Source organism: Mesorhizobium sp. NFR06, from assembly GCF_900115245.1.
Lineage (GTDB): Bacteria > Pseudomonadota > Alphaproteobacteria > Rhizobiales > Rhizobiaceae > Mesorhizobium.
Genome location: NZ_FOVT01000001.1, coordinates 43523 through 65245, shown reverse-complemented (window position 1 = coordinate 65245; position 21723 = coordinate 43523). Strand labels below are relative to the sequence as shown.

Sequence of the window (21723 nt, the reverse complement as noted above, 5' to 3'; positions counted from 1 at the left end):
GAAGGACGCGCCGGGAGTGAGGAGAGCGAGTGCGACGGGGCCTGCCTCGGCGCGGAAAGCACGGGAATTGTCAACACTGCTGACCTTGTCCGGCCGGTTTCATCGCGACACCGGGCGGTTGGCGATTTGCATGCCGCATGTGATAATACCTATTAGCACGGATGCGTTTTCGATAAGCGCACCGACCTCGACCATCTTGCCGTTGCCGTCGGCCTTTGTTTCAGAGCCAGCGGGGTTTTGGGAAACGACCATGAGCGAACCGACGGAACTGCGCGATCCTCCCCAGGCTTCCAGGCGCCGCAAGCCAGCCGCCAAGCCAAAGGGGCGCGTCACCATGACCGACATTGCGCGCGCCGCCGGCTGCTCGCAGGCGACGGTGTCGTTCGTGCTCAACAATTCACCGGGCATCAGGCTGTCGCAGCAGACGCGTGAGCGGGTGATCGAGGCGGCCAGGGCGCTGGGCTATTCGCCGCCGGTGTTTTCAGCGCTGCGCCCGGCCATCACGCCCTTCGAGGGGCTGGACGGCGTCATCGGCTTTGTCGTCGACCAGCTTGCCACCAGCCCCGAGGCGGTGGTCGCCATCGAGGGCGCGCGGCAGGCCTCGTGGAATGCCGGCAACGTGCTGCTGGTGGCCCAGACCATGGGCGACGCGGTGATGGAGCCGCGCGCCGTCCAGGCGCTGACAAGGCGCGGCATCTCGGCGCTGATCTACATGACCATCTTCACCCGCGAGATCGCCGCGCCGGATTTCCTCTACAGCCTCGAGATCCCGGTCATCCTGCTCAATTGCTACACCGCCGACTATGCCTTCCCGGCCGTGGTTCCCTCCGAGATCGCCGGCGGCCAGAGCGCCACCAGGCACCTGATCGGCCATGGCCATCGCCGCATCGCCACCATCACCGGCGAGCCGTGGATGCAGGCAGCTCAAGATCGGCTCAAGGGTTATCGCCGCGCTTTAGCCACCGCCGACATCCCCTTCGATCCGGAGTTGGTTGTCGAGGGCGACTGGTCGGCCAGCGCCGGCTATGCCGCCACGGTCAAGCTGCTTGGCCTCAAGGAGCGCCCGACCGCGATCTTCTGCCAGAACGACCGCACGGCAATCGGCTGCTACGAGGCGCTGAAGGAAGCCGGGCTGCACATCCCGCAAGATATTTCCGTGGTCGGCTATGACGACGAGGAGATCGCCCGCCACCTCTTCCCCCCGCTGACGACCTCCATCCTGCCGCATCTGGCTATGGGCCAATGGGCGATCGAGCAGCTTGAAACGCCGCCGACGCCCGGCCGCGGCCGCTACCCCATCACCAAGCTGGAATGCCCGCTGGTGGAGAGGGAGAGCGTGGGGGCGGTGTCCACACAATTGCGGTGACCGCGCCCGGCTGCGGGCGTATGTTGGTGCTGCCAACGCTCTTCCTTCGACACGGGAAAGACGCTCATGTGGCCGAACCGACGTCTATGCGATCTCTTGAAGATCGAGCATCCCATCATCCAGGCCCCGATGGCCGGCTCGGCGACGCCGGAACTCGCCGCGGCGGTAAGCAATGCCGGAGGGTTGGGCTCGCTCGGCTGCGCATCGATGCTGCCGGACGGCTTGCGCCACGCTGCCCGACAGCTGCGCGCCTCGACCGAGCGTCCGTTCAACCTCAATTTCTTCGTCTGCCCGCAACCAGGCACCAGCGATGCCGTGCTGGCGAGTGCCATCGAAAGGCTGCGGCCCTACTACGAGGAACTGGCGCTCGGCGAACCGCCGGCGAGGCTTCCGCCGATGGGGCCGGGCTTCGACGACGCCAGACTTGATCTGGTGCTCGAGATCCGGCCGCCGGTCGTGAGCTTCCACTTCGGCATGCCGGATTCGACTGCCGTCGACAGGCTGAAAACGGCAGGAATCGTGATCCTCAGCACCGCGACGAACGTCGCCGAGGCGTTGAAGCTTGCCGACAGTGGAGCCGACGCGGTCATAGCCCAGGGTTGGGAGGCGGGAGGCCATCGGGGTTCGCATGCTCCCAACAGTCCTGGCGATGGCGTGGGCACGATGGCGCTGGTTCCCCAGGTCGTCGATGCCGTCAATCTCCCGGTCATTGCCGCGGGAGGCATTGCCGACGGCCGAGGCATAGCGGCCGCTTTCGCGCTTGGCGCCAGCGGCGTGCAAATCGGCACGGGCTTCCTGTCCTGCGACGAAGCCGGCACGGACGGACCGCGCCGCGCGCTGATCCGCTCCGCGACGGACATGGACACGATGGTCACCGATGCCTTCTCGGGCCGTGCCGCGCGGGCGAAACGCACGCGTTACGCGCTGGAGATGGAGCAGAGCCGGACGCAACTTCCGGACTTCCCGCAAATGATTGTTCTCAGCGCCCCGCTCAGCAACGCTGACGCGAGGGGAGACTTCGCCTTTCATCTCTACGGCCAGGCGGCGGCGCTGAACAGGGAGCTTCCGGCCGGCCAACTGGTGCGAACGCTCGTGGCCGAAACGGGCGAAGTGTTCGACGCCCTCTCGACCGGCAAAACGACGCCTGCGTGAGCGAAGTCTCCGTCGTCGACGTCCCCGATGAGCTTTTAGCCCGCGCGACGCTGGATTGCGAAAAGATCAGCCGGCAAGCAGGGATGCCATGCGGTCACGATCGACGATGTTGGCATTCGGCGGCAAGGGGCGGCCGTCCAGTTCGGCCAGCTTTGCTGCGATATGCGGCCTGGCGATGACGTCCTGCGGCAGCGAAACGCACATGGCGATCTCGATCACGCCGCGGAACACGTCGGCATCCTCGCTTGCGGCTGCGAGAAGCCGGACCATGACCGGGTTCGGCGGCGGAACAGGGAGACCCTCCGCCAGGGCGTTCATCTCGGCGATCCGAGCACGGTCGGCAGCGATCTGGTTGCGATAGAACGGGCCGACCTGGCGTTCGGTCTCGGCGTCGTATTTCCGCGAGAATTCGGCGGGGTGGTTAATGTGCCGGCGAGCGACGTTCCGAAACACCTGCGCGTGCCTGCTGCGGCCGTCTTGTTCGATCCGGCACGATCGGCTGCAGTCGTCGCTTGGCATAACCCCCGTGGAGGTCTAGCCTGAAGCCAGCGGAGGGAATCCTGAATGACATCCATCTTCACCGTCCATGCAGCGTCCGGCTATGAGCAGTTGATGGGGCGCTGGAGCCGGCGGCTCGCGACCAAATTCATCGATTTCGCCGGGCTTGCCGCCGGCGAGAAGATCCTCGATGTCGGTTGCGGCACCGGCAGCCTGACCTTCGAGCTGGCGAAATCGGCCGATCTTACCGAAATCCAGGCCATCGACTTCTCGCCGGTGTTCGTCGAGGCGGCCAGGCAGCGCAACACCGATCCGCGCATCACCATCGCCCAAGCCGACGCCACGGCGCTGCCATTCGCGGATGGCACGTTCGACCGTTCGCTGGCGCTGCTGGTGCTTCACTTCGTGCCGGAGACCGGCAAGGCGGTGGCCGAGATGCGCCGCGTGGTGCGGCCGGGCGGCGTGGCAGCGGCCGTGGTCTGGGATCATTACGGCGGCATGCCCGGCATGCGCATGATCATCGACACCGTGGCGGCGCTCAGCGAAAGCGGGCGCCAGATGCGCAACCGCTATTGCTTCCAGCCGATGATGCAGCCAGGCGAGATGAAGCGAACGTTTGTCGAGCAAGGCCTCGCCGACGTCACTGAAGCCGAACTGATGGTCCGTATGGATTACGAGAATTTCGACGACTTTTGGGCGCCTATCGCCGCCGGCGAAGGCCCGCTCGGCAAATACATGACCACGTTGGATACGGCCGAGCTGGAGCGCGTCGAGGCCGCCGTCCGCGATGCCTATCAGGCCGGCCGGCCCGATGGGCCGCGATCCTTCGCCAGTGTCGCCTGGGCCTGTCGCGGCATCGTGCCTTGAAATTCATGCCGAGCCCGGCAGGTCGGCACCGGCAGCTCGATCGGTGTGGAGGCGCCTGGCTGGTCGAAAACCGGCAACGCGTCAGCTGCCTGGAGCGGCCGGGGCATTGATTTCCCAGCCGTCGACCCACAGCTGCCGCAGCCGGTCGCCTTCGCCCTTGAACCACAGGCCGGTCGGCCGGCAATCCGCTATGCGGTCGCTGCGGAAATTGCGGATGGCCTGGCGCAGTTCGCACCAGGCGACGATGTTGGCTGTCTCGGCATAATAGATCAGCGCGATCGGGCGGATGATGCGTTCGGTCGGCCGTCCCGCCTCGTCGCGATAGGAAAGGCTGAGCTTCTCCTCATCGCGGATCACGCGGCGGACCAGCGCGAGGTCAACGGCGGAAGCGGAAGGCGCCGCAAAGCCCCAGGCGTGGAGCGCGTTGGCGTCTAGGGTCTGCCGCAAGGGCGGCGGCACCGCGCCGGCGATCTTGGCGCCGACGCGTTTTGCGGCCTGCTTGAGCTCGTGGTCGCCGGTGCGTTCGAGCAGCGCCAGCGACAGCACGATCGCTTCCATCTCCTCGATGGAAAACATCAGCGGCGGCAGGTCGAAGCCGGGGCGCAGGATGTAGCCGATGCCGCGCCCGCCCTCTATCGGCACGCGCATGGCCTGCAGGGCGGCGATATCGCGATAGACGGAGCGCACCGTCACTTCCAGCCGCTCGGCGATCGTCGCCGCCGTCACCGGTTTTCTGGCCAGACGCAGGATCTGGATGATCTCGAACAGACGCGAGGCCTTGCGCATTTCCTCACCCGGTTGCAACGCAACTGACACATCCCCGTCAGTTGGGGTGACCTATAGGGCCGCCTACCGGCTTGAAAATCAACAGATTCCTTTTGCGCCTTCGCCAGCGCGGCAACAGGCAACTGACATGAGTTACGCGGAAAATCTCTGGCTCTTCTTCATTCTCTTGTTCGGCATCATCGCCGTGCCCGGCATGGACATGCTGTTCGTGCTGGCCAATGCGCTGACCGGCGGCGGCAACAGGGGCCTGGCGGCAACAGCCGGCATCATGCTGGGCGGCGCGGTGCACACGCTGAACGGCGCGATCGGTGTCGGCCTGCTCATGCATTTCGTGCCGATGCTGTTCACGCCGCTGCTGGTCGCCGGCGCCGCCTACATGGCCTATATCGGCATCAGCTTGATGCGCAGTTCGATCACCGTCGGCGATGATGGACCCACGGGGAGCCGCTCGGCCTGGAAGGCGTTTCGCCAGGGAATGGTCACCTGCCTGATCAACCCGAAGGCCTACCTCTTCATCCTTGCCGTCTATCCGCAATTCCTGAAGCCGGCTTACGGCCCGATCTGGCTGCAGGCGACGGTCATGGGATTGCTGACGCTTGCCACGCAGGCCGCGATCTATGGCGGGCTCGCCATCACGGCCGGCCGCAGCCGGGGGCTGCTGATCGGCAATCCGCAAGCGACGATATTCGCCGGACGCGCGGCCGGGCTGCTGCTGGTTGTCGTTTCGGTGTTCACGGCCTGGGAAGGATTGAGGGCGGCGTGATCGCCGCCCTCCATCCTCGCTCAGGCCGCGCCCTGCCGGCTGGCGAGCATTTCGCGCTTCACCGACCGGCGCCATTCGACGGCGCCGGCAAGGCCGTGCAGCACCGTCTCGGTGGTCGCCCAGTCGATACAGCCATCGGTGATGCTCTGGCCGTAGGTAAGCGGCTTGCCGGGCACGACGTCCTGCCGGCCGGCGACGAGATTGCTCTCGATCATGACGCCGATGATGCGCTCGTCACCCGCCGCGACCTGGCCCGCCACGTCATGCGCGACCTTGGGTTGGTTTTCCGGCTTCTTGGCGCTGTTGGCGTGGCTGACATCGATCATCAGCCGCGGCGCGACGCCGATACGGCTGAGCTCGGCAGCAGCGGCGTCGACGCTTGCGGCATCATAGTTCGGCGTGATGCCGCCGCGCAGGATGACATGGCAATCCTCATTGCCGGTGGTCGCCGCGATCGCGCTGCGGCCGCCCTTTGTCACCGCCATGAAATGATGCGGCTGGGCGGCGGACTTCACGGCTTCGCCGGCGATCCTGAGATTGCCGTCGGTACCGTTCTTGAAGCCGACCGGACAGGAAAGGCCCGAGGCCAGCTCGCGATGGATCTGGCTTTCGGTGGTGCGTGCGCCGATGGCGCCCCAGGCGACGAGGTCGGCGATGTATTGCGGCGTCGTCATGTCGAGGAATTCGGTCGCCGCCGGCAGGCCGAGATTGTTGACGGCCGACAAAACGTTGCGCGCCATCCTCAGGCCCTTGTCGATGTTGAAGCTGCCATCGAGGTCGGGATCGTTGATGAGCCCCTTCCAGCCGACCGTGGTGCGCGGCTTCTCAAAATAGACGCGCATGACGATCTCGAGCCGGTCGGCCAGGGCCTCGCGCAGCGCCGCCAGACGGCTGGCGTAGTCCACGGCGGCGACCGGATCGTGGATGGAACAAGGGCCGACGATGACCACCAGTCGATCGTCGGCCCCCGAAAGGATGGAATGGATGGCGTTGCGCGAAGCGGCAACGGTGCGCGTCGCCGTGAGCGAGCGCGGTATTTCGCGCATCACCTCGTCCGGCGTGGTCAGTACCTTGAGTTCGGTGACCCGAAGGTCGTCTGTGGTGGTCAACACGGCATTCTGCTCCTGGTTAGGAGACCTGCCGGCTGAAACAAAAAAGCCGCCAGGTCTGGCGGCTTGTCGGATTTTGATGCTGCAATCTTCAGATCGAGCGCAATCCTCCCGCCGCCAGCGAGCTGGAATAAAAGTACCAAAACGAGGCGGTCAGGTGGATCATGCGGTTGATATAGTCGATGCGAAGACGGTTGTCACGTGCCGGATGCTACTCGCCGATCACGCCTGCGATGTTCTGGTCGTAGTCGACCAGCGAGCCGGTCATGACGCCGGCCTGGGGGCTCAGCATGTAGGTGATCAGCCTGGCGAGCTGCGCCGGCTTGACCAGCTGGCCCATGGGCTGTGCTGCCTCGGCCTTTTCCAGCCAGTCGTCCGGGGCGTCGTGCCACTTCTTCTGCACGATCGCCTCGCCTTCGGTGTCCATCCAGCCCGGCAGCACGGCGTTGCAGCGGATGCGGTTCTTCCGATACGAGCTGGCGACATTCTTGGTCAGCGTCATCAGCGCGCCCTTGCTGGTCGAATAGGGCGTCAGGAACGACTGGCCGGCATGCGCCGACATCGACAGAACATTGACGATCGAGCCCGGCGCCTTGCGCTCTAGAAGATGCGCGACCAGGCCCTGCATCAGGAAGAAGGGACCGCGCACATTGGTGTCGAAGATCTGATCAAAGAGTTCCTCGGTGGTCTCGACCAGCGAGCCGCGCGCCGAGGTGGCGGCGGCGTTGACCAGCGCGTTCAAAGTGCCGAAATGGGCGACCGCCGTGGCAACCGCGCGCCGGCAGTCGGCGACCTTGGAGACGTCGGCGCTGATGAAGATGGCGTCGACGCCGTTCTTCTTCAGCGCGGCCACCGCCTTGTCGCCCTTCTCCTGCGAGCGGCCGATAAGCGCCAGCGCGCGGCAACCTTCGTCGGCCAACGCCTCGGCAACGGCGAAGCCGATGCCCTGCGCGCCGCCGGTGACGATGGCGCGCGTTTGTGAATTGCGACCGGCCAAACCGTTCATCGCTGTCTCCTGTGCTTGCGTTCCAAATGGTCCGGTGTGTCGGGATTCAGGCCAGGCCACCGTTGCAGAGCGGCCTCACCTGAATCAATTCACCTAGTCGACGCGGACGGTCGTGCCGGTCTTGGCCGACTTCAGCGCCGCGTCCGCCAGCTTCAACGCAACCAGCCCGTCCTTGCCGCTCGGCGAGGCCTTCTTGCCGGCGCTCTTGGCGGCGATGAAGGAGGCGATCTCGTTGGCGTAGGCGTCGATGTAGCGGGTCATGAAGAAATCATGCAGTGGCGGGCGCGTATAACCCTTGTCGTTGGCGAGTTCGATCGACACCGGCCGCTGGTTCTCGGCCGCGACCATGCCCTTCGAGCCGTGCACCTCGATGCGCTGGTCGTAGCCATAGGTGGCGCGGCGCGAATTGGAGATCACGGCCTGCTTGCCGGACGCGGTTTCGAGGATGACGCTGACCGAGTCGAAGTCGCCCGCTTCGCCGATCTTCTTGTCGACCAGGACCGAGGCATGGGCGCTGACGGCTACCGGCTCCTCGCCGAGCAGGAAACGCGCCATGTCGAAGTCATGGATGGTCATGTCGCGAAAAATGCCGCCCGAGCGGGCGATGTAGTCGAGCGGCGGCGGACCGGGATCGCGCGACGTGATGGTGACCATCTCGACCGTGCCGATGGCGCCGTCGTCGATCGCCTTGCGCACGGCGGCGAAATGCGGGTCGAAGCGGCGGTTGAAGCCGACCATCAGCGTGGCGCCAGCCTTCTCGACCACGGCCAGGCATTGCTCGACGCGCTTGACGTCGAGGTCGATCGGCTTCTCGCAGAAGATCGCCTTGCCGGCCTTGGCGAAGCGCTCGATCAGGTCGGCATGGGTATCGGTCGGCGTGCAGATGATGACGGCGTCGATGTCCTTGGCCTTCTCGATGGCATCGATCGTGCGTACCTCGGCGCCATAAGCCGATGCCAGATCCGTCGCCGCTTTCTCGAAGGCGTCCGCCACGGCCGCCAGTTTGGCCTGAGGGTTGGAACCAACGGCGCGGGCATGCACCTTGCCGATGCGGCCGGCGCCGAGAAGAGCGAAACGGAGGGTCATGGTATGTCCTTTGGGGATGGTTTTTAAAGGCGGTCCGCGCCTTTAGGCGCGGACGATTGGTTGGTCCCGTCGTGGCGCCCCTCAGGCGGCCTGGAGTTCCGCCTGTCCGGTCTTCGCGCCGGTGATGTAGGCGACGATGTCGTTGCCGTCAGTGTCCTGCTTGCGCAGATTGGCGACGATCTTGCCGCGGCGGAAGACGACGATGCGGTCGACCAGGTCGAACACCTGGCGCATGTTGTGGCTGATCAGGATCAGCGGCTCGCCGTTTTCCTTCAGCGTGCGGATGATGTTTTCGACCTGGGCCGTCTCCTGCACGCCGAGTGCTGCCGTCGGCTCGTCCATGATGATCAGCTTGGAGGCGAAGGTCGCGGTTCTCGCTATCGCCACGCACTGGCGTTGGCCGCCCGACATGTGGCGGATGGTGCTGGACAGGTTCGGGATCTTAACAGCCGTGCGGACGAGCGCCGCTTCGGTCGCCTTGCGCATCGCCTTGCGGTCGAGGATGGAGAAGGGCCCGAGGTTGAACAGGACTTTCTCGCGGCCGAGGAACAGGTTGGACGGCACGTCGAGGTCGTCGGCCAGGGCAAGGTTCTGGAACACGGTCTCGATGCCCGCTTCGCGCGCCTCGATCGGTCCGGCGAAGTTCACTTCCTTGCCGTCGAACCAGATCTTGCCGTCGGTGCGCTGCTCGACGCCGGTGATCTGGCGCACGAAGGTCGACTTGCCGGCGCCGTTGTCGCCCATGATGGCGACATGCTCGCCCTTGCGCAGCTCGAAATTGGCCTCCTGCAGCGCGTGCACGCCACCATAGTGCTTGGTGAGGTTTTCGGTCTTCAGAACGATGTCGGACATGGTCAAGCTCCTATCGCGCGACGGCGCTGGCGCCATTGATCGAGAACGACCGCGCCGACGATGATCACACCTTTGACCATCTCCTGATAGTAGGCGTCGAGGCGCAGGAAGGTGAAGCCGGAGATGATGACGCCGAAGATCAGCGAGCCGATCACGGTGCCGATGATCGAGCCGCGGCCGCCCGACAGCGAGACGCCGCCGATGACGGCCATGGCGATGGCGTCGAGTTCGTACATCACGCCCATCCCGGACTGGGCGGTGAGGTTCTTGGAGCAGAGCACGACCGCGGCGAGCGAGGCGAGGATGGCGGCGATGACGTAGACCAGCACCTTGTGGTTGGCGATCTTGATGCCGGACATGCGCGCGGCGTCCTCGTTGGAGCCGATGGCATAGCAGTGCTTGCCGTATTTCGTGTAGGTCAAGATGAGCTGGAACAGGATTGCCAGCGAAATGAAGATGACGACGGGCATCAGGCCCTTGCCGATTGCCGCGAAACTTTCGGTCGGAAAGGAGATCGGCTCGCCCTTGGACCACCATTTGGCGACGCCGCGCGCGGTCACCATCATGCCGAGCGTGGCGATGAAGGGTGGAATGCGCGTGTAGGCGATCAACATGCCGTTGACCAGACCGGCGATCAGGCCGCAGCCGATGGCGACAAGCAAGGGCACGATGACCGGCAAATCGATCCAGCCATAGGCAAGGAACATGGCCTTGGGGTTGGGGTTGCCGTTGACCGTCGCCACCTGGGCAAAGCTCATGGCGATCATGGCGGTGGCGCCGACGACCGAGCCGGAGGACAGGTCGATGCCGCCGCTGATGATGACCTGGGTGACGCCGATGGCGATGATACCGACGATCGACACCTGCAGGATAATGATCTGCAGGCGCTGCTGGTTGAAGATCGCGTCGATGTTCGGGCGCGTGTTGAACAGGAAACTGTCGCCGAGAAAGACGCGGCCAATCAATTCGAACAGGCCCACCAGGATGACGAGCGCCAGGAAAACGTTGAACTCGGCCGGCCAAGGGCGCTTCTTGGCATCATAGCTCAGCCCGCCAACGCCATGTGATGTCTGTGCCACGTCTTCTTCCTCCGAATGACCGCGCCCGCTCTCCCGCCCGGCGGGCAGGAGAAAAGGGGAGCGACGCCGCATCGCCAGCGGCCGCGATTCAGCCAATCCGATACGTCGGCGCGCCGCTCCTCGAGAAGCGCAGCCTCAGTTCTTCTTCAAGAACTTGTCGATGTTAGCCGGGGTGACAAGCTGGAACGGGATGTAGACCTTGTGTTCCACCTTCTCGCCCTTGGCGAGCTTCAGCGCCGCATCGAGCGCACCGGCACCCTGGCCGGCGGCGTCCTGGAAGACGGTTGCATCGAGGTCGCCAGCCTGCATCGCGGCCAGGGCGTCCTGGGTGGCGTCGACGCCGCCGACGATCACCGACTTCATGTCGATGTTGGCGGCTTTCATCGCCTGGATGGCGCCGATGGCGCTTTCGTCGTTGTTGGCGATGACGCCGTCGAACGGCTTGCCGGTCGACAGCCAGTTGGTCATCAGGTTCTGTGCCTGATCGCGCTGCCAGTTCGAGGTCTGCTTGTCGATGATCTTGATGAAGCTGCAATCCGGCGTGGCGATGACTTCGTCGATGTCCTTGGTGCGCTGCTGGGCGGCCTGGTTCGACAGCTCGCCCATGATGACATAGACATTGGCTTCCTTCTTGCCGGCCTCCTTGAACAGGCGGCAGATTTCCTTGGTCTCGAGCGTGCCGGAATCAGCCTCGTTCGAAGCGACGAAAGCCTGGTTGTCCGGTAGCGAATTGACGTTGACCGGCTCGCGGTTGACATAGACCAGCGGGATCTTGGCGGCTGCAGCCGCGTCCGACATCGCCTGGGTGGCCGAGGTGTCGACCGGGTTGACGATGATCGCGTCGACGCCCGAAGCCGCGAAGTTCTTGATCTGGTCGAGTTGCTTGGCCACATCGTTCTGCGCGTCCTCGACCTGCAGCTGGACATCGCTCATGCCCTTGGCCTGGGCGATCATGCCGTTGCGCAGCACGGTCAGGAAGTTGTCGTCGAAACGCGCCATCGACACGCCGATCTTGGCGGCGAAGGCGGATGAACACATCAGCGCCGAAAGCGCGACGCCCAAAAGCAGTTTCTTCATTTTATTCTCCTCCACTTGGTGTCCGGCTGCACCCATTGAACCGGAATCCCCGGTTTGCCCGGGGAATCTCTCCCTGCGGCCACGCGGCGTTGCCAGTTTGATGGAACGCCTCTCCTCCGTTCGAACGGCCACTCCGGAACGAAAGAACCAAAACGCCTAGTTGGTGAAATATTTATTCCATTTCGTTTGGGAAACGTCAAGGGAGATTCCGACCGAGGCGCCGGTTTTTCGATCGCAATGAGCGCAGTGAGGGCCACGATAGTCGAGGTCCGCCTCCGAATCGCGGCGGATCATCTATGAAAGAATCCATCAGGTTGATGAATTCCATCATTCCGGGCGGACTAGATGTTTTCCGGCAGATAGATGTCGAAGGGCAGGAAAGTCTGTCCCGGCGCATTGGCGGCGCCGCTTTCGATGGCATGCGCCATCCGCCCGACGAGCTCGCGGCAGAGCGCCGCGAGCGGCGTCGAGATCACCATGGTGAGGATGTTGTCGGCAAGAGCGGCGCGCGATGCGGCGTTGATCTCGTTGCAGACGACGACCGGCATCTGCACCGGTGCCGCCGCCCTCAGCGCCGCGACCGCGCCTTCCATGCCGCCGCCGGCCACGTAGCAGCCGGCAAGGTCCGGATGGCGCGCCAGAAGCTCGAGCATGGCGTCATGCGTCACGTCGTTGGCCTCGAGGTTGACCAACGTCTCCATCACGGTGAAGTCCGGTGCATGCTCGCGGAAATAGGAGCGGAAGCCGATCTCGCGCAGTTCATGGCCGTGGAAGCGATGGCTGCCGACGAAGAGCGCGACCTTGCCGGGTTTTTTCGCGGCCCTGGCGATCATCCAGGCCGCGGTTCGGCCCACCTTTCGGTTGTCGAGACCGACATAGCCCTCGCGGATGCCGGCGGCGAAGTCCGACAGCAACGAGAAGACCGGCTGCCCCCTCGCCTTCAGCGTCTCCACCACCGCCGTGAGGTTCGGATGGTCCGGGCCGACGACGGCGATGGCTCTGGATCTCACCGCCAGCTTGCGCATCTGATCGGCGATTTCGTCGGGCGCCAACGAAGCGGCGAAATCTATCGTCGCAACGCCACGAAAACGTTGCGATTGCGAGACCGCCAGCTCGAGTTCCCTGGCGAAATCGCCGTAGAAGACATCATTGCCCCTGAGCAGCAGGAAGCCGAGCCGGTATTCCGGCAATTCCTGGCGCATGCGCTGCTTGATCAATCCGGCCGCGTGATAGCCGATCTCGGTGGCGGCCTCATAGACCCGGCGCGCCGTCTCCTCGCGCACCGGCAAGCGACTGTTCAGCACCCTGTCGACCGTGGCGACACTGACGCCCGAGACGCGCGCGAGATCGGTAATGGTCGGCCGCTTTACCATGAGTGCTCCATCGCTTGTCCGGCTGACCATATCTCATTCTGATAGGAAATGATAGAAACTATCTTTCTGATGTTGAGCCTATCATAGGCTGGCGGTATGTTGAAGTGGAAGCCAGCCATGAGCGGGGCCCGACTTACCGGAGCCATGCGCCAGCGCTGATGGAGGAACTCGATGACGTCTTCGGCGGCATCGGCACGCGACTACAGCCTGACCGGCCGCGACGCCAAGCGCGCTGTCGAGACCGGGCTGGCAGCGGCCGAGTGGTACCACACCGAAATCCCGCGCAAGCAGATGAAGGAATTGATGCAGCGCTCGGACCAGCCGGCGATCCGCGACACCATCATCTGGCTCGGTGCGCTGATCCTCAGCGGCGTCGGCGGCGCCTGGTTCTGGGGCAGCTGGTGGTGCGTGCCATTCTTCTTCGTCTATGGCGTGCTCTACGGCTCCTCGACCGATTCCCGCTGGCACGAATGCGGCCACGGCACGGCCTTCCGAACCCAGTGGATGAACGACGCCGTCTACCAGATCGCCTGCTTCATGATCATGCGCAATCCGGTGACCTGGCGCTGGAGCCACACGCGCCATCACACCGACACCATCATCGTCGGCCGCGATCCCGAAATTTCCGTGATGCGGCCGCCGGACCTTCTGCGCCTGGTGCTCAATTTCTTCGGCATCCTCGACGCCTGGCATGCGATGACCGACATGCTGCGCAACGCTGCCGGCATCGTCAGCGCCGCGGAGAAGACCTTCATTCCCGAGCAGGAGCAGCCGAAGGCGATCCGTATCGCCCGTATCTGGACGGCGATCTACGCCGCGACGATCGCGCTGGCGTTCTATTGCGGCTCGTTGCTGCCGTTGATGCTGGTCGGCCTGCCCAGGCTTTACGGCGCCTGGCATCATGTGATGGTCGGCCTTTTGCAGCATGGCGGACTGGCCGAGAACGTCACCGATCACCGGCTCAACAGCCGCACAGTCTATATGAACCCGATCAGCCGCTTCATCTACTGGAACATGAATTACCATGTGGAGCACCACATGTTCCCGATGGTGCCCTATCACGCGCTGCCGAAGCTGCATGACGTGATCAAGCACGATCTGCCGGCTCCGACGCCGTCGATCCTGGCCGGCTATCGCGAAATGATCCCGGCCTTCCTGCGCCAATTGCGCAACGAGGACTATTTCATCAAACGCGCGCTGCCGCCGACGGCGCGGCCCTATCGCGAAGAACTGCACAACGACGTTCCGATGGCTGCCGCCGCGGAGTGACCCTCACAATATTCAGGACATTCGCCGGAGGACGAGATGAGCGACTGGGTCGAAGCCTGCGCGGCCGGAGACATCGATGAAGAGGACGTGATGCGGTTCGACCATGGCGGCCGCACCTTCGCCATCTACCGCAGCCCGGACGACGAGTATTTCGCGACCGACGGCCTGTGCACGCATGAAAAGGTGCATCTGGCCGACGGGCTGGTGATGGACGACATCATCGAGTGCCCAAAGCACAACGGACGCTTCAACTACAAGACCGGCGACGCGCGCGGCGCGCCGGTCTGCGTCAACCTCAAGACCTATCCGGTCAGGGTCGACGCCGGCAAAGTCCTCATTCAGGTCGGGTGATCGCCATGCAGGCGGGGATGGTGATCATCGGCGCAGGCGAGTGCGGCGGGCGCGCGGCGCTCGCCCTGCGCGACCTCGGCTTCGACGGGCCGGTGACGCTGGTGGGCGACGAGCCGCATCTGCCCTATGAGCGGCCGCCGCTGTCGAAGGAAGCGATGATCAGCGAGGCGCCGCTCATCATCAAGGCGATCGTCAGCGACGAACTTTTGGCCGAGCGCTCGATCCAGCACATCCGTTCCATCCGGGCCGTTGCGATCGACCGCGCCGCGCATGCCGTGCGCCTGTCGGACGGTTCCTCGCTTGCCTATGACAAGCTGCTGCTGGCGACCGGATCCGTGCCGCGCAAGCTGCCGATGCCGGGTTTGGGCGGCCGCTGCGTCTATCTGAGGACCTTCAACGACGCACTGGCCATCCGCGCCCATCTCAGCGCCGGCAACCGCGTCGCCATCATCGGCGGCGGTTTCATCGGGCTGGAACTTGCCGCAGCGGCGCGCAAGCTCGGCGCCGCTGTCACCGTCATAGAGGCGCAGCCGCGCATCCTGATGCGCGGCGTGCCGGCCGAGATCGCGGAGATCATCCACAGGGCGCATGAAGCCGAGGGCGTTTCCATCCGCGCCGGCCAGGGCATCGCGGCGATTGCCGATGACGGCGCCGAGGTTCGCGTCACGCTTGCCGACGGTCAGCAAGTCGCCGCCGATCTCGCGGTGATCGGCATCGGCGCCGTGCCGGTGACGGCGCTTGCCGCCGAAGCCGGACTCACAATCGACAACGGGATTGCCGTCGACGGAACGCTGCGCACAGAGGATCCCGATATCCTTGCCGCCGGCGATTGCTGCTCGTTCCCACTGGCCATCTATGGCGGGCGGCGGGTGCGGCTGGAAGCCTGGCGCAACGCCCAGGAACAGGGCGCTTTAGCCGCGAAGAACATGCTGGGCACCAACGAGCCGCATGCCGCCGTGCCCTGGTTCTGGTCGGATCAATACGGGCTGACGCTGCAGATCGCCGGGCTTTCGGACGAGGGCCGCACGATCGTGCGGCGCGACCTCGACGACGGCGCCTTCATCCTGTTCCATCTCGCCGCGGACGGCAGGCTGGTCGCCGCCAGCGGCATCGGCCCCGGCAATGCGGTGGCGCGCGACATCCGCCTGGCGGAGATGCTGATCGCGAAACGGGCAACGCCGGCGCCGGAGGCGCTCGGCTCGCAAGCGGTCAAGCTGAAGTCGCTGCTGGCGGCGTAGTCCGCCACTCCAACCGGCATCGAGGGACCAAGGGATATGGCGCGCAGCAGACCGACCATCGCCGATTTGCAGTCGCTGAAGGGCAAGCGGCAGCTGTCGAAGCTCCGCGTCTTCTCGCTGGAGGAGGCGGAGGCCGCCGAGCGCGCCGGCATCGACATGATCTCGGTCACCTATGATGTGATGTTCGATCCGCGTTTTCGCGACGCCGCGCCGACCTGCTTTGCCATTCCAGGCGACGAACGCGTGAAGCTGGGCGCAACCACCGACGAGATCCTGCGCATGGCGGTGACGCTGCGCGCGGCGAGCGCCGACGCCATGTATTGCTCAGCCAGCCTGCAGACAATCCGCCGGCTGCGCGACGAGCACATTCCGGTCTGCGGCCATGTCGGCCTGATCCCGGCGCATGCGACCTGGACCGGCGGCTTCAAAGCGGTCGGCAAGACGGCCGAAAGTGCCGCTTTCGTGTGGAAACAGGTGAAGGACCTCGAGGCCGCCGGCGCCTTCGCCGCCGAGATCGAGGTGGTGCCGGCCAGCGTTGCAAGCGCGATCTCGCAGCGCACGCCGCTGATCATGATCTCGATGGGCGCTGGTGCCGGCTGCGACGCGCAATATCTGTTCTCGGAGGACGTGCTCGGCAGCAATCGCGGCCGCTATCCGCGCCATGCCAAGCGCTATCGCGACTTCGCGGCTGAGTTCGACCGCCTGCAGAACGAACGCATCGCCGCCTTCCGCGAATATGCCGAAGATATCCAGTCGGGCGCCTATCCGGAGCCACGACACATGGTCGAGGCTAATCCGGAGGAATTGCAAAAATTCGAGGCGTTCTTGGCTTCGGAAGGCTACTGAGCCTCTCAGGCCGTTAGAACAGCGCCTTCAGCTCGTCCAGCTTGTCGTTGACCAGCCAGCCGTAATAATTCTCCTCGGGCAGCTTTTCCGGTTCGCCGGCAGCGCGGCGCTTTTCGTTTTCGGCTTTCAGTGCATAGGCACGCTGCTCGGGATTGCCGACATTGTAGAGCGTGGCGGTCAGGCCCGGGTTTTTCGAGATGTCGAAGCCGGCAATGTTGCGGTAGGCGTCGATCGACTTCCTGATGGTCGCGGCGACGTAAGGCAGCGTCAGATCCGGGTCCATGATGGTCTTGTAGACTGCGTTGGGGTCGCCGACGTCGAGCCTGGGCAGGCCGGAAACCTTGTGCACCAGATCGCTCATCTGCAGTGCAGTCAGCGGGTTCAACTGGCCGAGACCGAAAGTCTGGCCGGCATAATAAGGCTGGAAGAAAGTGGCGCCGAAGCGGTCGTCGGGGAAATCCTCACCGCCGACGGTCTTGCCGCGGAAAGAGTGGTTCCAGACCTGCTCGCGGCATTCCCACAAATCATAGCTGTCGTCCATGCCGGCGCATTTCTTGAATTCCGGCCGCTGGATGAAATCGCTGACATCCTCGCCGTCATAGGCAAAGGTAAGCTTGCTCGACAGGTAGGAGATTGCCTTAACGTAGTAGGTCTGCAGGCGGTCATAGGCGTCGACATTGTAGGTATGCTCGCCGACGATGGCACCGACGATGTGCATGGGATCGATACCATAGGCGGCCGCGGCCTTCCTGATCTTGCTGCGCAGATCGGCATCGTTCTGCAGCAGCGCATAGACCTTGCGGTACTTGGCCTGGAAGGTGGTGTTGGTGGCTTGGGTGCGCCGGCTGGAGGCACCCGGAATATCCGGCTGCACGCTGTTGCGGTTGCCCGGCGGCACCAAGGTTGCCGCGTTGGCAATCGTCACCGCCGCCGCCAGTGCGAGACCTACCAAGAGAAGTGCGTATTTCTTCATGCGCCGCCGCCTTTTAACCGGCGGCAACCTAGGTAAAGCGGATTGGAGAGTCGAGAGAAGGCTTGAGCCCGCCGCCAACAAAGGTGGCCGGATGCTTCCATTTGGCCACACTTTGCGTGGGAGACGGCGTTTCGGGCCGGCCGGAAGGCCAGCCCGGAGTCAGGCCAAGCTTAAAGGATGAACCGCGACAGGTCGGTGTTGCGCGACAGGTCGCCGACATGCTTCTGCACATAGGCGGCGTCGATGGTGACCGCCGTGCCGTTGCGGTCAGGCGCGTCGTAGGAAATCTCGTCCAGCACCCGCTCCATCACAGTCTGCAGGCGTCTGGCACCGATGTTCTCGACGCTGGCGTTGAGATCGACGGCAATGCCGGCAAGCGAATCGATGGCATCGTCGGTGAAGACGAGATCGACGCCTTCGGTCTTCATCAGCGCGATGTACTGCTTAATGAGACTGGCTTCGGTCTCGGTGAGGATGCGGACGAAATCCTCCTTCTCCAGAGCGCGCAGCTCGACGCGGATCGGCAGGCGGCCCTGCAGCTCAGGCAGCAGATCCGACGGCTTGGAGACGTGGAAAGCGCCCGAGGCGATGAACAGGATGTGATCCGTCTTGATCGGCCCGTACTTGGTCGCGACCGTCGTGCCTTCGACCAGCGGCAGCAGGTCGCGCTGCACGCCTTCACGTGAAACGCCGGCGCCGATGCCGCCTTCGCGCGACGCAATCTTGTCGATCTCGTCGATGAAGACGATGCCATCATTCTCGGCCGATTCCAGCGCCCGGCGCACCACCTCGTCCTGGTCGAGCAGCTTGTCGGACTCGTCATTGACCAGGAGCGAATAGGAATCGCGCACCGTGGTCTTGCGGGTCTTGGTCCTGCGGCCCCCCATTGCCTTCGACAGCATGTCGTTGATGTTGAGCACACCGATGTTGGCGCCAGGCATGCCTGGGATCTCGAAGCCCGGCATGCCGCCGGTGCCGGTGTCGGCCACCTCGATCTCGATCTCCTTGTCGTCGAGTTCGCCGTCGCGCAGCCTCTTGCGGAAGGAGTCGCGGGTCGCAGGGCTTGCCGTCTTGCCGACCAGGGCTTCCAGAACGCGCTCCTCGGCGTTGATCTGGGCGCGCGCCTTGACGTCCTCGCGCATCTTCTCGCGCGCCAGGCCGATGGCGACCTCGACGAGATCGCGCACGATCTGCTCGACGTCGCGGCCCACATAGCCGACCTCGGTGAACTTGGTGGCCTCGACCTTGACGAAAGGCGCTCCGGCAAGCCGCGCCAGGCGGCGCGAGATCTCAGTCTTGCCGACGCCGGTCGGGCCGATCATCAGGATGTTTTTCGGCATCACCTCTTCGCGCATCTGGCCTTCCAGCTGCTGGCGGCGCCAACGGTTGCGCAAGGCAATCGCCACGGCGCGCTTGGCGTCCTTCTGGCCGATGATGAAGCGGTCGAGTTCCGAAACGATTTCGCGGGGGGAGAAGGTGCTCATACTCAAATTCCACTTTGCCACTGCTTGATGGACTCGAACGGATGCAGCAGCATGATCACGTTGAGTGTCAGATTGTCCCGGATGATGTAGCCCGTGCCGAACTCGAAGATGAGCGCCAGGGCAACGATCACCCATATAGGAAGCTTCCGCGCCATCACAAATCCCAGCACCATGAACAGCGTGTCGGACACGGAATTGATGACGCTGTCGCCGTAGTAATTGAGAGAGATAGTGCCGGCACGGTAGCGGTCGATGATGAAGGGGCTGTTTTCGAGCAGCTCCCAGCCGCCTTCGATGAGGACGGCGAAGGCCAGCCTCAGCCCGACCGGCGAGCGCGGAAACAGAAACGTCGCCAGCGCATAGAACAGGAAGCCATGGATGACGTGCGAGAAGGTGTACCAGTCGGCGATGTGCTGGGAATTCTCCGAGCTGTTGACCACGCCATGCCAGAGCTTGACGTAGCCGCAGGTGCAGATTGGCGGATGGCCCATGCCATAGAGAGCGCCTGCCTGGAAAATGACCAGCGCGAGCACGAGCAGCAGCCCCATGCGCCAGCTGTCTTCATAGGCAGAAAGCGTTTTGTCTTCCCCGGATGCGGTCATTGGATCAGTCCCCCTCTTCGATGAAGGCTTCGGCCGCATCGACGGCCATCAGCACGACGTCCCCATACTCCGATTGCCTGCGACCGACCGGTCTGAACCCGGCTTTCTCATAGGCACGGATAGCGCGCGTATTGTCGGGATGCGGATCGACGACGACGCGCGGCGCGCCTTCTTCGAACAGCTCCTCGACGAACTGGCGCAGGATGGCCGAGCCGTGGCCAATGCCGACCAGCTCCGGCGGGCCGATCGACAGATCGATGCCCAGCGTGCCAAACGGCTGATCGGAATAGGGATGATCGTGCTCCAGATGCGGATCGTAGCTCTGCAGGTAAGCGATCGGCCTGCCGTCGAGCTCGACGACCAGCGGCTCCACCGAAACCGACTCGATATGCTCGCGGATTTCGGCGATTTCCCTTTCCGGATCACTCCACCACTGGGCGAGATGCGGCTCGCGCAGCCAACTGGCGATCAAAGGCAGGTCGTCCCCCGTGACCGGCCGAAAATCGTACCTATGTTCTTGCATGGCCATGATTTTTTCCAAAGACCGGGCCCCATTTCTCGGGATCATGGCCGGCCACCTCAGGCGGCATCGAGCGTTTCGACGACGAAGTTGTTGTTGGTGTAGACGCAGATGTCGGACGCGATCTGCATGGCCCTGCGGGCGATCTCCTCGGCATCCTTGTCGGTGTCCAGCAGCGCCCGGGCCGCGGCCAGCGCATAGTTGCCGCCGGAGCCGATGGCCATGACGCCATGCTCGGGCTCGAGCACGTCGCCGGTGCCGGTAAGCGCCAGCGAGACCGACTTGTCGGCCACCAGCATCATCGCTTCCAGCCGGCGCAGGTAGCGGTCGGTGCGCCAGTCCTTGGCAAGTTCGACGCAGGCGCGCGTCAGCTGGTCGGGATATTGCTCGAGCTTGGCTTCGAGGCGCTCGAGCAGGGTGAAGGCATCGGCGGTGGCGCCGGCGAAGCCGGCAATGACGCTACCGCCCTTGCCGATGCGGCGAACCTTGCGGGCGTTGCCCTTCATGATGGTCTGGCCAAGGCTGACCTGGCCGTCGCCGGCGATCACGACCTTGTTGCCCTTGCGCACGCTGATGATGGTCGTGGCGTGCATGGTCAATTCATTCGACATTTCTTGCTCCGATTCGCGCTATCCCTTTGCAAGGCGATTGGCGCGGTACGAGTGGGTTTGATCGGCCATATGTATGCACAAGGCCAATGATTGCCAACCGCTCGCCGGCAAGGCCGATAGCGAGCGGAATGGCAACTGGCAATCGCCGGATCATGCTGATAGAAGGCTTTCGTTTTCAAGCCCGGAGCCTCCGAGCGGGCAAAAAGGACATAGCGATGACGCGTTCCGCCGAAGTCAGCCGCAAGACCAAGGAAACCGAGATTGCCGTTTCGGTCCAGGTCGACGGCCAGGGCAAATCCGACATTTCGACCGGCGTCGGCTTCTTCGACCATATGCTCGACCAGCTGTCGCGGCATTCGCTGATCGACATGACGATCAAGGCCAGGGGCGACCTGCATATCGACGACCACCACACGGTCGAGGACACCGGCATCGCGATCGGCCAGGCGCTGAGCAAGGCATTGGGCGAGCGGCGCGGCATCATGCGCTACGCCTCCATCGACCTCGCCATGGACGAGACGCTGACCAGGGCGGCGATCGACGTCTCCGGCAGGCCCTTTCTGGTCTGGAACGTCGCCTTCTCGTCGCCCAAGATCGGCAGCTTCGACACCGAACTGGTGCGCGAGTTCTTCCAGGCGCTGGCGCAGAATGCCGGCATCACGCTGCATGTGACCAACCATTACGGCGCCAACAACCATCATATCGCCGAAACCTGCTTCAAGGCGGTGGCGCGCGCGCTGCGCGCGGCGCTGGAGCCCGACCCGCGCCAGCCTGACGCGGTGCCTTCCACCAAGGGATCCCTGAAAGGATAGCCC

At 64.1% G+C, this 21723-nt stretch carries 23 protein-coding genes; 9 read left to right on the top strand and 14 right to left on the bottom strand.

The window, feature by feature from the left end; all coding sequences use genetic code 11:
• Window positions 1-250: 250 nt before the first annotated feature.
• Both F3H96_RS00335 and F3H96_RS00330 read left to right on the top strand, forming a co-directional pair.
• Window positions 251-1366: a LacI family DNA-binding transcriptional regulator gene (locus tag F3H96_RS00335; protein WP_188131248.1), complete on the top strand. Its 1116-nt coding sequence runs from the start codon at window positions 251-253 to the stop codon at window positions 1364-1366.
• A gap of 66 nt (window positions 1367-1432) precedes the next feature.
• Window positions 1433-2518: a nitronate monooxygenase gene (locus F3H96_RS00330; RefSeq protein WP_149789955.1), complete on the top strand. Its 1086-nt coding sequence runs from the start codon at window positions 1433-1435 to the stop codon at window positions 2516-2518.
• A gap of 66 nt (window positions 2519-2584) precedes the next feature.
• On the opposite strand, the gene F3H96_RS00325 is transcribed toward F3H96_RS00330, so the two are convergent.
• Complete coding sequence (locus F3H96_RS00325) at window positions 2585-2971, bottom strand: hypothetical protein (protein ID WP_149789954.1); 387 nt, start codon at window positions 2969-2971, stop codon at window positions 2585-2587.
• 111 nt (window positions 2972-3082) lie between these two features.
• On the opposite strand from F3H96_RS00325, the gene F3H96_RS00320 reads away from it, so the two are divergent.
• Complete coding sequence (locus F3H96_RS00320) at window positions 3083-3883, top strand: class I SAM-dependent methyltransferase (RefSeq protein ID WP_149789953.1); 801 nt, start codon at window positions 3083-3085, stop codon at window positions 3881-3883.
• Window positions 3884-3964: 81 nt separating this feature from the next.
• On the opposite strand, the gene F3H96_RS00315 is transcribed toward F3H96_RS00320, so the two are convergent.
• Complete coding sequence (locus F3H96_RS00315; protein WP_149789952.1) at window positions 3965-4669, bottom strand: YafY family protein; 705 nt, start codon at window positions 4667-4669, stop codon at window positions 3965-3967.
• Between the two features lie 127 nt (window positions 4670-4796).
• On the opposite strand from F3H96_RS00315, the gene F3H96_RS00310 reads away from it, so the two are divergent.
• Window positions 4797-5432: a LysE family translocator gene (locus F3H96_RS00310; RefSeq protein WP_149789951.1), complete on the top strand. Its 636-nt coding sequence runs from the start codon at window positions 4797-4799 to the stop codon at window positions 5430-5432.
• Between the two features lie 20 nt (window positions 5433-5452).
• Here F3H96_RS00310 and F3H96_RS00305 read toward each other — a convergent pair whose 3' ends face one another.
• From F3H96_RS00305 to F3H96_RS00275, 7 genes are all read right to left on the bottom strand, one after another.
• Window positions 5453-6544, bottom strand: a complete 1092-nt coding sequence (locus F3H96_RS00305) for a 3-deoxy-7-phosphoheptulonate synthase (RefSeq protein WP_149789950.1) — start codon at window positions 6542-6544, stop codon at window positions 5453-5455.
• A gap of 208 nt (window positions 6545-6752) precedes the next feature.
• Window positions 6753-7547, bottom strand: a complete 795-nt coding sequence (locus tag F3H96_RS00300; protein ID WP_149789949.1) for an SDR family oxidoreductase — start codon at window positions 7545-7547, stop codon at window positions 6753-6755.
• A gap of 93 nt (window positions 7548-7640) precedes the next feature.
• Entirely contained in the window at window positions 7641-8633 is a 993-nt protein-coding gene (gene iolG, locus F3H96_RS00295) for an inositol 2-dehydrogenase (RefSeq protein ID WP_149789948.1), read from the bottom strand.
• A gap of 81 nt (window positions 8634-8714) precedes the next feature.
• Window positions 8715-9485 (bottom strand): ATP-binding cassette domain-containing protein, encoded by a 771-nt coding sequence (locus tag F3H96_RS00290; RefSeq protein ID WP_149789947.1) that lies wholly within the window; start codon window positions 9483-9485, stop codon window positions 8715-8717.
• Window positions 9486-9487: 2 nt separating this feature from the next.
• Window positions 9488-10564, bottom strand: coding sequence for an ABC transporter permease (locus F3H96_RS00285; RefSeq protein ID WP_149789946.1), 1077 nt, complete (start codon window positions 10562-10564; stop codon window positions 9488-9490).
• A gap of 135 nt (window positions 10565-10699) precedes the next feature.
• Window positions 10700-11641, bottom strand: a complete 942-nt coding sequence (locus F3H96_RS00280) for a sugar ABC transporter substrate-binding protein (protein ID WP_149789945.1) — start codon at window positions 11639-11641, stop codon at window positions 10700-10702.
• 341 nt (window positions 11642-11982) lie between these two features.
• Window positions 11983-13014, bottom strand: coding sequence for a LacI family DNA-binding transcriptional regulator (locus tag F3H96_RS00275; protein ID WP_149789944.1), 1032 nt, complete (start codon window positions 13012-13014; stop codon window positions 11983-11985).
• Between the two features lie 171 nt (window positions 13015-13185).
• Here F3H96_RS00275 and F3H96_RS00270 point away from each other — a divergent pair, with 171 nt between their 5' ends.
• The 4 genes from F3H96_RS00270 to F3H96_RS00255 are packed head-to-tail and all read left to right on the top strand — an operon-like array spanning window position 13186 to window position 16718.
• Entirely contained in the window at window positions 13186-14283 is a 1098-nt protein-coding gene (locus F3H96_RS00270) for a fatty acid desaturase family protein (RefSeq protein ID WP_149789943.1), read from the top strand.
• A gap of 36 nt (window positions 14284-14319) precedes the next feature.
• Entirely contained in the window at window positions 14320-14634 is a 315-nt protein-coding gene (locus tag F3H96_RS00265) for a MocE family 2Fe-2S type ferredoxin (protein WP_149789942.1), read from the top strand.
• Between the two features lie 5 nt (window positions 14635-14639).
• A complete protein-coding gene (locus F3H96_RS00260) occupies window positions 14640-15872 on the top strand; it encodes an FAD-dependent oxidoreductase (protein ID WP_149789941.1) in 1233 nt (410 codons plus the stop codon).
• Window positions 15873-15908: 36 nt separating this feature from the next.
• Window positions 15909-16718 carry a 3-methyl-2-oxobutanoate hydroxymethyltransferase gene (locus tag F3H96_RS00255; RefSeq protein ID WP_149789940.1) on the top strand — a complete coding sequence of 270 codons (810 nt, stop codon included), beginning with the start codon at window positions 15909-15911 and terminating at the stop codon, window positions 16716-16718.
• A 13-nt stretch (window positions 16719-16731) separates the two neighbouring features.
• On the opposite strand, the gene F3H96_RS00250 is transcribed toward F3H96_RS00255, so the two are convergent.
• The 5 genes from F3H96_RS00250 to hslV all read right to left on the bottom strand — a co-directional run bounded on the left by F3H96_RS00250 (window position 16732) and on the right by hslV (window position 20908).
• The gene (locus F3H96_RS00250; protein ID WP_149789939.1) at window positions 16732-17691 is read right to left on the bottom strand and encodes a DUF1402 family protein; all 960 of its coding nucleotides are present in this window, start codon (window positions 17689-17691) and stop codon (window positions 16732-16734) included.
• Between the two features lie 170 nt (window positions 17692-17861).
• On the bottom strand, window positions 17862-19175 hold the full coding sequence (hslU, locus tag F3H96_RS00245) for an ATP-dependent protease ATPase subunit HslU (RefSeq protein WP_149789938.1): 1314 nt from the start codon (window positions 19173-19175) through the stop codon (window positions 17862-17864).
• 2 nt (window positions 19176-19177) lie between these two features.
• The gene (locus tag F3H96_RS00240; RefSeq protein ID WP_149789937.1) at window positions 19178-19777 is read right to left on the bottom strand and encodes a DUF2585 domain-containing protein; all 600 of its coding nucleotides are present in this window, start codon (window positions 19775-19777) and stop codon (window positions 19178-19180) included.
• 4 nt (window positions 19778-19781) lie between these two features.
• Window positions 19782-20306, bottom strand: a complete 525-nt coding sequence (locus tag F3H96_RS00235) for a GNAT family N-acetyltransferase (RefSeq protein WP_149789936.1) — start codon at window positions 20304-20306, stop codon at window positions 19782-19784.
• A gap of 50 nt (window positions 20307-20356) precedes the next feature.
• Window positions 20357-20908 carry an ATP-dependent protease subunit HslV gene (gene hslV / locus F3H96_RS00230; RefSeq protein ID WP_149789935.1) on the bottom strand — a complete coding sequence of 184 codons (552 nt, stop codon included), beginning with the start codon at window positions 20906-20908 and terminating at the stop codon, window positions 20357-20359.
• A 215-nt stretch (window positions 20909-21123) separates the two neighbouring features.
• On the opposite strand from hslV, the gene hisB reads away from it, so the two are divergent.
• Window positions 21124-21720 carry an imidazoleglycerol-phosphate dehydratase HisB gene (hisB, locus tag F3H96_RS00225; protein WP_149789934.1) on the top strand — a complete coding sequence of 199 codons (597 nt, stop codon included), beginning with the start codon at window positions 21124-21126 and terminating at the stop codon, window positions 21718-21720.
• Window positions 21721-21723 lie beyond the last annotated feature (3 nt).

Excerpts from the sequence above, each read along its gene's own strand:
- F3H96_RS00335 (WP_188131248.1), top strand. The coding sequence starts at position 251 with ATGAGCGAACCGACGGAACTGCGCGATCCTCCCCAGGCTTCCAGGCGC.
- F3H96_RS00330 (WP_149789955.1), top strand. The coding sequence starts at position 1,433 with ATGTGGCCGAACCGACGTCTATGCGATCTCTTGAAGATCGAGCATCCC.
- F3H96_RS00320 (WP_149789953.1), top strand. The coding sequence starts at position 3,083 with ATGACATCCATCTTCACCGTCCATGCAGCGTCCGGCTATGAGCAGTTG.
- F3H96_RS00315 (WP_149789952.1), bottom strand. The coding sequence starts at position 4,669 with ATGCGCAAGGCCTCGCGTCTGTTCGAGATCATCCAGATCCTGCGTCTG.
- F3H96_RS00310 (WP_149789951.1), top strand. The coding sequence starts at position 4,797 with ATGAGTTACGCGGAAAATCTCTGGCTCTTCTTCATTCTCTTGTTCGGC.
- F3H96_RS00300 (WP_149789949.1), bottom strand. The coding sequence starts at position 7,547 with ATGAACGGTTTGGCCGGTCGCAATTCACAAACGCGCGCCATCGTCACC.
- iolG (WP_149789948.1), bottom strand. The coding sequence starts at position 8,633 with ATGACCCTCCGTTTCGCTCTTCTCGGCGCCGGCCGCATCGGCAAGGTG.
- F3H96_RS00290 (WP_149789947.1), bottom strand. The coding sequence starts at position 9,485 with ATGTCCGACATCGTTCTGAAGACCGAAAACCTCACCAAGCACTATGGT.
- F3H96_RS00280 (WP_149789945.1), bottom strand. The coding sequence starts at position 11,641 with ATGAAGAAACTGCTTTTGGGCGTCGCGCTTTCGGCGCTGATGTGTTCA.
- F3H96_RS00275 (WP_149789944.1), bottom strand. The coding sequence starts at position 13,014 with ATGGTAAAGCGGCCGACCATTACCGATCTCGCGCGCGTCTCGGGCGTC.
- F3H96_RS00270 (WP_149789943.1), top strand. The coding sequence starts at position 13,186 with ATGACGTCTTCGGCGGCATCGGCACGCGACTACAGCCTGACCGGCCGC.
- F3H96_RS00265 (WP_149789942.1), top strand. The coding sequence starts at position 14,320 with ATGAGCGACTGGGTCGAAGCCTGCGCGGCCGGAGACATCGATGAAGAG.
- F3H96_RS00260 (WP_149789941.1), top strand. The coding sequence starts at position 14,640 with ATGCAGGCGGGGATGGTGATCATCGGCGCAGGCGAGTGCGGCGGGCGC.
- F3H96_RS00255 (WP_149789940.1), top strand. The coding sequence starts at position 15,909 with ATGGCGCGCAGCAGACCGACCATCGCCGATTTGCAGTCGCTGAAGGGC.
- F3H96_RS00250 (WP_149789939.1), bottom strand. The coding sequence starts at position 17,691 with ATGAAGAAATACGCACTTCTCTTGGTAGGTCTCGCACTGGCGGCGGCG.
- hslU (WP_149789938.1), bottom strand. The coding sequence starts at position 19,175 with ATGAGCACCTTCTCCCCCCGCGAAATCGTTTCGGAACTCGACCGCTTC.
- F3H96_RS00240 (WP_149789937.1), bottom strand. The coding sequence starts at position 19,777 with ATGACCGCATCCGGGGAAGACAAAACGCTTTCTGCCTATGAAGACAGC.
- F3H96_RS00235 (WP_149789936.1), bottom strand. The coding sequence starts at position 20,306 with ATGGCCATGCAAGAACATAGGTACGATTTTCGGCCGGTCACGGGGGAC.
- hslV (WP_149789935.1), bottom strand. The coding sequence starts at position 20,908 with ATGTCGAATGAATTGACCATGCACGCCACGACCATCATCAGCGTGCGC.
- hisB (WP_149789934.1), top strand. The coding sequence starts at position 21,124 with ATGACGCGTTCCGCCGAAGTCAGCCGCAAGACCAAGGAAACCGAGATT.